Below are 8,063 nucleotides of genomic sequence, written 5' to 3' on the forward strand. Positions count from 1 at the left end.
ATACATCTCACATAACGACCTCTGTCGTTATTTTTTAAGCCAAAAAAGCGGCAAATTGGTCGTGTTAGGTTGTATTAAGTTCATAAATTGACGATTTTAGCCGCAAAAAGTTGGATTTCTCTTTATTGAAAGCGCTTACAATTATAGGTAGTAAAAGCTTTAGGAATAGAGGAAGAAAGATGGCTAAATATACAGAGTTAGCTGAAGATATTTTAGCGCATGTTGGCGGCAGTGAAAATGTGGATGGTCTGCGGCACTGTGTAACGCGTTTGCGGTTCAATCTCAAAGACGAAAGTCTGGCCGATACCGAATATTTGCAACAACTTGACGGTGTTGTCACTGTGGTAAAAGCTGGCGGTCAATATCAAGTTGTGATTGGTAATCAAGTGCCAGATGTTTACGATGAAGTCGTCAAGGTGGGGCATCTCCCCGTTGGTGGGGACACGGCAGCTGATACCGAAGACACTGCCGGACCAAAGGGGAATTGGTTTGATCGCTTTATTGATGTCGTGTCAAACCTGTTTCAACCTATTTTGGGCGCGTTGGCCGCTGCCGGTATTTTAAAAGGCATTACGGCGATTTTAGCCGCTGCCAAACCATTTATGGGCTTGACGATTCAAATACCAGCGGGTGGTTATTATAGTACGGTTTTGCCAATTATTTTGGCAATTTATGTTGCTTCAAAAATTGAACACTTTATGAAGCGCCACACCCATGATAACGTGAAGATGTTCTTTGTCCCAATGGTGACGATTTTTGTCACGTTGTGGTTGACGTTCTTAGTTGTTGGACCAATTGCTAATACGGCTTCTAACGCCGTCGGCGCTTTCTTTGTCACTGTTTATAACATGGGCCCAATTCTGTATGGTTTTGCCATGGGTGCGGGTTGGCAGATTTTGGTCATGTTTGGCTTACATTGGGGTATTGTCCCATTGATTATCACGCAAATTGCAACAATGGGTTATTCACCATTGATGGCGGCCGCTGCTTTACCAAACTTCACTCAAACAGGTGCATTAACTGGTGTTTGGGTTAAGACAAAGGAAAAGAAGGTGAAGACAGGGGTTATCCCAGCTATTATTTCATCCATCTTTGGGGTGACAGAACCGGCGATTTACGGTTATTCATTACCTATGAAAACGCCATTTATTGTTTCTATTATTTCTTCAGGTATTGTCGGGGCCTATCTTGGTTACTTTAAGGTCTTGACTTACATCAACGGTGGCCTGGGTATCTTCATGTACCCATCTTATATCGGACCAAATGGTAGTTTGACGGGTGTGATGCACATGATTATTGGCACCATTTTGGCGATTGTCCTCAGCTTTGTGGGGATGATGTTTGTCAAAGTGCCAAAGCTTTACGATAAGTCAGTCCCAGCCACTGCCGGCACGACGTCAAGTACTCAAGGGACATCAGCTCAGGTTGAACTACAGAGTGAAACAATCAAGAGTCCGTTGGCTGGTAAGACAGTTGCTTTGGCAGACGTAGCCGATGAAGTCTTTGCTTCGGGGGCAATGGGACAAGGGATTGCTATTGATCCGAGTCAAGGCGAAATTGTGGCACCAACAGCAGGTGAAGTAAAGATTTTGTTCCCGATCAAGCATGCGATTGGCTTTGTCACAGAAAATGGTGCTGAATTGTTAATCCATATTGGCATGAATACCGTGGAATTAAATGGCCGATATTTCACCGCACACGTTGCTCAAGGCGATCACGTGAAAGCAGGTCAAAAGCTAGTATCATTTGACGTTGCGGCCATTCAAGCTGCGGGCTATCCGGTGGTAACCCCAGTTATTGTGACAAATTCGCCACAATATGTCGCAATGGAAACGACCAATGAACCGACTGTCACGACAGCAAGTGACTTGATTTTCCTGAAAAAATAAGGAGGCATTAATATGCAAGCGAAACAATTTCCGGCAGACTTTCTCTGGGGTGGCGCCACTGCGGCCAATCAATTTGAAGGCGGCTGGCAAGATGGTGGGCGTGGGCCGGCCACGTCGGATACCGCGGTAGCCATTGATCCCAAGGATCGTAAGACCGCACTCGATTTTACAGCACCAATGAGCAAAGATAAGGTCTTGGCAGCTTTAAATGATGCAGAGGGACGCTATCCCAAGCGTTGGGGTTCAGACTTCTATCATCGCTAAAAAGAAGATACTGCGTTATATGCAGAAATGGGACTCAAGACGTTTCGACTGTCGATTGCTTGGTCACGTATCTTTCCTAATGGGGATGATGCGGTACCCAATGAAGCTGGCTTACAATTCTATGATGCAGTGTTTGATGGATTACGCAAATACAATATTGAACCGTTGGTCACGCTATCGCATTACGAAACGCCGATTGGCATCGCACTGAATTATGGTGGTTGGAAAAACCGCGCGGTAATTGATTTATTTGTGAAGTATTCCAAAACGGTAATCACGCGTTATCAAGATAAAGTGAAGTACTGGTTAACTTTTAATGAAATCAATGTTATCGGGGTGTCTGGTTACGTGGGCGGTGCTTTACTGTCAGATGATGACGCGTATACCCTACAAGATCGGTTCCAAGCAGCGCACCATCAGTTTGTTGCTTCTAGTTTAGTGACACAATTTGCGCATGAGCTGAACCCTGATTTGAAAATTGAGATGATGCTGGCGCTAATGCAAGCTTATCCGGCAACACCTAATCCACTAGATGTCTTGCAGGCCTTAAAGTTGGATCACGAAAATCTATTTTATTCAGATGTGCAGGTACGTGGTAAGTATCCTGCCTATGCTAAGCGTTTCTTTGCTGAAAATGGCATTAATTTGCAGATAGCACCTTCAGATGAGGCAATATTGGCGGCTAATCCAGTTGACTTTATGTCATTTTCATACTATATGAGCACGGTGGCGCGTCATGAGCCAGGCGCAAATATTGAAAAAACATCGGGTAATTTTGTTAACGGTGAGGCCAATCCGTATTTAGAGAGTTCAGATTGGGGCTGGCAGATTGATCCGGTTGGCTTGCGCATCACGTTAAATTATTTGTATGATCGTTATCAAGTACCGCTGTTTGTTGTCGAAAATGGTTTAGGAGCGCTTGATACGGTGACAGCTGATGGTCAGATTCATGATGAGTATCGCATTGATTATGTGAAGCAACATATTCAACAAATGTATGAAGCCATTCAAGATGGCGTTGAACTTTTGGGTTACACGACTTGGGGGATTACTGATTTGGTGTCAGCAGGGACATCGGAGTTTTCTAAACGCTATGGTTTTGTTTATGTTGACATGGATGACCAAGGTCAGGGAACATTTGACCGGCGACGCAAAGACAGTTTTTATTGGTATCAACACATGATTGCGACGCGTGGTGCGGCCGCATTTGATTAAGAAATGAACCGAGGGTGATGCCTCGGTTTTTATGTAACCGTTTTCAAATTGTGATATGATAGATAAAATTGTGCGAAAGAGGACAGCAAATGAGGTCGCAAGCTAATCGTGACATGGGCGAACCGTTTACACATGAAATTGTCAAACCGGTAGCGCTGAACTTGCCAGTGTATTGGATTATTCATAATGCGAAAGAACAGCAACATGCAGTACCACGGCATTGGCATGAAGAATTAGAATTGAATTTAACGGTGAGCGGGCATATTGACCAATTTGCGATTGATGGTCAGACTTTTGATACGCAGACCGGAGATGTGTTAGTGATTAATTCAGCCAGTATCCATACGATTCCGTTGCAAAAAATTGGTAGTGAAGCGATGACCTTATTTTTTAATAATGCTTTTTGCGGACGGCCTTACCCAACATTTCTGAGCTTGTTTTTGTTACCCATCCTAATGGAATTGATCGTGTGACGAGTACGGGATTGGTTGACTATTTTTATGCGATGCACCATACGGTGAAAAATGATCCAACAAACTACCTACGGATTACGCGTTTAGCTTATGACATTTTAGATGAATTAGTGCTACATTTTTCCAACCATGATTTTGGTGTGAAACCGCATTTGATTCAGGCGAAGGACGACAAATTATATCAAATTTTGTGGTATATCAAAGCAAATGTCCACAACGGTCTGACGGTTTCAGCGCTAGCGGCGCATTTTGGTGTCTCCACAAGTTATTTGTCCTGATATTTTAAAATGAAGTTACAGATGACACCACTTGAGTATTTACAGACGATTCGGTTGCATAAAGCCTATCAATACCTCATGAATACCAATAAATCAATTAGCTGGATTTCCGACATGACAGGTTTTGGTGACGTCAAATCCTTTGAACGATTATTTAAAAACACGTATGGTATGTCACCCAAAAAATATCGGCAACAGTTCACAAACTGACTTAAAAAAAGACGATAATTGCGTCGTTTCTAAAAAGAAAGCGCTTACAATATAAGATATTGAAGCGCTTTTTAAATGGTAGAAATGAGGTTATCGGATATGGATTCATCGGTTCAAAACGCTAGGTTATTCAAACTGGCGATTCTCTCAATTTCATTAGTGTTAACGGTGACGACTGCTGTCTCAACTGCCTTACCGGCAATGATTGCGGCGTTTAAACAATATCCACCGACACAAGTGGAGATGCTCACAACGTTACCAACCATTTCACTACTTATTACCGTGTTGCCCAGTTCATGGATTGTCAAACACATTGGTGCGCGTCACGCAACCTTGATCGGTTTAGTATTAGCACTGCTGGCGGGCTTGGTACCAGTCTTTGTGACACAATATCCGGTGATTTTTATCTCTCGTCTCTTGCTGGGCGTTGGCGTAGGGCTGTTTAATAATTTGGCCTATAGTTTAATCATGGCTGTTTATGACGGGGAAGAACGGCAGACGATGCTAGGTTTTCAATCCGCTGTCGGTACAGTCGGTAATGCCGCAGCGGCATTTGTTGTTGGTTTGTTAGTCACGAGTGGCTGGCAAATGGCCTTTAATGTCAACTGGCTGTTTGTTGTACCGCTAATCTTGTTTGGTTTATTTGCTGGGAAAATTGATCAACTGACTAAGGTTGTGGTAGTGGCTGATAACACACAAGCATCCGTCAAAAAGAAAGCAACAACGAATGTTGCGGTTCTTGGCTATGTTGTCCTAATTGCAACTTTTTTCGCCTTTTACTTTGGCTTAATGCTTAAACTAGCTGGTTTCTTGGTTGAACAGGGACTAGGGACTGCTGCTACGGCGGCTGCCCAACTTAGTGTGATGTCTTTGCTGGGTTTGGTGCCCAGTCTCTTGTATGGGAAAATCTATAAGCATTTACGGCGGCTCACGATTCCGACTGGTTTAATCTTTGCTGGTCTGGGGCTATGGGCGATTATCTCAGCCAATACAGTGATGATGGTCTGGATCGGTGTGAGTTTTGTAGGTTTGGGATTACCTATTTTCATGCCGGCCGTCTTTGGACGGGTAGCAGAAGTACAGCCCGTGGGAACTTCAAATTTATCGTCGGCGCTGATGTTGGTCGGCATTAATGTGGCTGTTTTCTTGTCACCACAGATTTTAGCTTTGGTCACACCATTAACGGGACAGACAACAAATAAAGCAACACTGTTAGTGGCCACGGATGTTCTTATTGGCTGCGATTCAGTTAGCGTTGGTAATCTACAAGCGACCAACCATAAGGCATCATAGGAGGATGGGACTTTGACACAATTTAACACACAAATCGATCAGACGAATGGCTTCGTCATTAAATTAGTGCCAGATACGCAAACAGGTGGGGTCTTAGATCCCAAGGCACGGGCTGAATTAGTGGCGGCCCAAACGCAAACTGTCGATCAGCAAGACATGACACCCCCAGATATTGCTACGCTGCGTGCAGCAATGGGGTGGCCAGCGGCCCGAGATATTGCCACGCATGAGTTAACCATCGTGGATACGACTACGGCCTATGGTGTACCATTGCGAACGTATGTTAAGACACGTTTGGTCGACCAAACAGTGCCTGTTATTTTCTTCTATCATGGTGGTGGCTTCTTTGGCGGATCTTTGGATAATGTCGATAAGCCAGCACGGGCCTTAGCTGATTTGGGTGATGTACGGGTGGTTTCAGTGGATTGGGCCCTAGCACCGGAGCATCCTTACCCAGAAGGTTTTTTGGAAGCCTATCAAACAATTGCTTGGACACTCAATCAGAGTGGTTGGCCGATTGATACCACAAGGGTATCCGTATTAGGGGACTCTGCTGGTGGCGGTTTTGTTTATAGCTTAGGTTTGTTAGATCGTGCACTAGGTGTTAACGCGATTACCAAGATGATTGCTTTTTATCCAGTGACCTATCAAGCACACGATCCACGGTTGGCTGCGTGGCTGAGTGATGTGCGGCGCTATCCCATTGCTGTGGCTGATGAGGCATTGTTATTGCCCTACTTACAAGGCTTTTTTGCTGGCGAGGGTTTAATTGACAAAATTTATATAAGGGAAAGTGATGCCACGAGCGAATATCTATCACCTTAGTTAGCGGAAACCGTGGCGCTAGCGCAATTACCGCCGTCGCTGACTGTGATTGGGGAGTATGATCCATTACGTTTTCAAGGTGAGGCGTTTATCCAAAAAGTGCGAGCAAGTGGTGGGCAAGCAGCATATCTACGCTACAACGGCATGACGCATGCGTTTATGGATAAAGTTGGTGATTTCGCACAAGCCGAGGATGCATTGCGTGAAGCAGTCGCGTTTGCTGTTAAAAAGGAGTGATAAAATGGATCGTAATTATTTGGCCATTGACATTGGTGGGACGAATTTAAAGTATGGCATCGTTAATCGTGCGGGTGAATTAATTGAAAAACATAGCACGCCGACCGTCGCGACGGATTTACCGGCATTTATGGCGCAATTGACGGCTATTGTAGCGCCGTATCAAGACCAAATTAAAGGCGTTGGCATTGGCGGTACCAGGCAAGGTTGATCATCATGATGAAACGATTTATGGTGGTGGGGCTTTACAGTTTTTAGACCAAGTGAATTTACCGGCAGCCTTACAGTTAGCCGTGCCAGTTAGTGTTGAAAACGATGGGAAAGCGGCAGCATTGGCAGAATTATGGCTGGGAAATCTTAAAAATGTTCAAAATGGTGCCGCCGTGGTATTAGGCACCGGTGTCGGTGGTGGGTTAATTTTAAATAGCCAATTATATGCTGGGAGCCATTTCCAAGCAGGTGAATTGAGCTTTATGGTACTAGATACCGACCTTTCCAATCAGGCCAATCAAGCGGAAAAGAGTAGTCTGTCAGAATTTCTCGTGTGGACGAATTCTGGTTTGAAATTCACGCCAGAGATGACGGTTGACGAACGGCAAGCCGCGATGTATCAAGCGGCCCATAACGAATTGGTTGCCAGTGCCCGTGCGGTACGTATCGGGCATGACATCAATCCAAACTTTAAAATTGGTGCAATGTTAAATGTTGGGACGCTTTATCCTGCATCGACAAAACCAGCTGATCAATTGGCAGTGCAAAAAGCCAGACAGCAACGTGATTGGTTTAGCGATGTGCATATTCGTGGCGCTTACCCACATGAATTGGAACAATTATTTGCCCGTACGGGCTGGCGTGCTGATGTGACGGCGCAAGATTTTGAAGATTTAGCTGCTGGTACGGTGGATTATTTGAGCATTTCTTACTATGCGTCATCGGTCATTCGGGCAAAGACGGATACGGATGCGGAATTAGACGCGGCCACGCAATGGGAAACGGTCCCCAACACTGAAATCAAAGCCAGTGATTGGGGCTGGGCAATTGATCCACAAGGCTTACGCTATGCGTTGAATGAAATTAACGACCTTTATCCAGGGTTGCCAATTATGATTGTTGAAAATGGGTTTGGGGCGTATGACCAACTTGACACGACTACTGATGAGCCGACTGTGCATGATGATTACCGAATAGCTTATTTAGGGGCGCACATTGCTGAAGTTGAAAAAGCAGTGGTTAATGATGGGATTCCCGTTATTGGTTACTTGTCTTGGGGGCCGATTGATATTGTGTCGGCCGGTACAGGCGAAATGAAGAAGCGTTATGTTTATATTTATGTTGATTTAGATGATTTTGGCGAAGGCAGTGCCAAGCGCTATAAGAAG

Annotated in this window: 9 protein-coding genes and 1 pseudogene; all 10 read left to right on the plus strand. The window is 44.7% G+C overall.

Translation table 11 applies throughout. The features are described from left to right. Positions 1-179: 179 nt before the first annotated feature. Positions 180-1,889 carry a glucose PTS transporter subunit IIA gene (locus ACW12G_RS05285; protein ID WP_455647439.1) on the plus strand — a complete coding sequence of 570 codons (1,710 nt, stop codon included), beginning with the start codon at positions 180-182 and terminating at the stop codon, positions 1,887-1,889. 12 nt (positions 1,890-1,901) lie between these two features. Continuing rightward, a pseudogene (locus ACW12G_RS05290) lies at positions 1,902-3,368 on the plus strand (glycoside hydrolase family 1 protein). An 89-nt stretch (positions 3,369-3,457) separates the two neighbouring features. Next, a complete protein-coding gene (locus ACW12G_RS05295; RefSeq protein WP_455647440.1) occupies positions 3,458-3,841 on the plus strand; it encodes an AraC family ligand binding domain-containing protein in 384 nt (127 codons plus the stop codon). Next, positions 3,838-4,119 carry a hypothetical protein gene (locus ACW12G_RS05300; RefSeq protein ID WP_455646756.1) on the plus strand — a complete coding sequence of 94 codons (282 nt, stop codon included), beginning with the start codon at positions 3,838-3,840 and terminating at the stop codon, positions 4,117-4,119. The genes ACW12G_RS05295 and ACW12G_RS05300 overlap by 4 nt, the downstream gene beginning before the upstream one ends. A gap of 21 nt (positions 4,120-4,140) precedes the next feature. Next, positions 4,141-4,329, plus strand: coding sequence for a helix-turn-helix domain-containing protein (locus ACW12G_RS05305; RefSeq protein WP_243129883.1), 189 nt, complete (start codon positions 4,141-4,143; stop codon positions 4,327-4,329). A gap of 99 nt (positions 4,330-4,428) precedes the next feature. Further along, on the plus strand, positions 4,429-5,622 hold the full coding sequence (locus tag ACW12G_RS05310; RefSeq protein WP_455647441.1) for an MFS transporter: 1,194 nt from the start codon (positions 4,429-4,431) through the stop codon (positions 5,620-5,622). A 12-nt stretch (positions 5,623-5,634) separates the two neighbouring features. Continuing rightward, on the plus strand, positions 5,635-6,447 hold the full coding sequence (locus tag ACW12G_RS05315) for an alpha/beta hydrolase fold domain-containing protein (RefSeq protein WP_455647442.1): 813 nt from the start codon (positions 5,635-5,637) through the stop codon (positions 6,445-6,447). Positions 6,448-6,459: 12 nt separating this feature from the next. After that, positions 6,460-6,684 carry an alpha/beta hydrolase gene (locus ACW12G_RS05320; RefSeq protein WP_455647443.1) on the plus strand — a complete coding sequence of 75 codons (225 nt, stop codon included), beginning with the start codon at positions 6,460-6,462 and terminating at the stop codon, positions 6,682-6,684. Positions 6,685-6,688: 4 nt separating this feature from the next. After that, positions 6,689-6,895 (plus strand): ROK family protein, encoded by a 207-nt coding sequence (locus ACW12G_RS05325; protein ID WP_455646759.1) that lies wholly within the window; start codon positions 6,689-6,691, stop codon positions 6,893-6,895. Next, a partial coding sequence (locus ACW12G_RS05330; RefSeq protein WP_455647444.1) for a family 1 glycosylhydrolase occupies positions 6,873-8,063 on the plus strand: 1,191 nt, incomplete at its 3' end. The genes ACW12G_RS05325 and ACW12G_RS05330, both read left to right, overlap by 23 nt.

The organism is Leuconostoc sp., from assembly GCF_965300815.1.